This window comes from Desulforhopalus vacuolatus (assembly GCF_016918505.1).
GTDB lineage: Bacteria > Desulfobacterota > Desulfobulbia > Desulfobulbales > Desulfocapsaceae > Desulforhopalus > Desulforhopalus vacuolatus.
In genome coordinates this window covers 1-413 of sequence record NZ_JAFFPZ010000130.1, presented here as the reverse complement: position 1 = coordinate 413, position 413 = coordinate 1, and the positions used below count along the sequence as shown (strand labels likewise).

Here is a 413-nt window from a genome sequence, read left to right as displayed (position 1 = left end):
GGGCTGGGTCATGAGACCTTCTCCTGTGACGAATACGTCGCGCGTGTCTCGTCCACGCACACCTTGAAGACTTCGTAGGGCGAAGCGCCGCCGTCGATCAGGCGCCGCTGGCGCTGGGCGCCGTTCAACTCCGGCAGGGCCACGTCGACCCCGGCCCACGCCTTGAGCCGGTCCGCGGCCTCAGAGGCGGGGAACTCCTCGATCTTCGGCGCCTCGAGGTCGAGCAGCTTGCCGTCCTGCCCGTAGCGGATGGCCCGCCACATGTTCTCCTCGATCAGGCGGCCCGGGACCGGCGGCGGGACCTCGCCCGCGTCGATCTCCCGCAGCGCCTGCGCGACGCAGCCGACGATCAGCTGGATGAGCCCGTCGGCCTCGGGGCCGGTGGTCTGCGCGTCGCAGATCCGGACCTCGAT

1 protein-coding gene is annotated in these 413 nt (G+C 70.7%); it reads right to left on the bottom strand.

The window, feature by feature from the left end; translation table 11 throughout:
- Positions 1-8: 8 nt before the first annotated feature.
- On the bottom strand, positions 9-413 hold a 405-nt coding region (locus JWG39_RS16210), incomplete at its 5' end, for a glutamate-cysteine ligase family protein (RefSeq protein ID WP_205220465.1).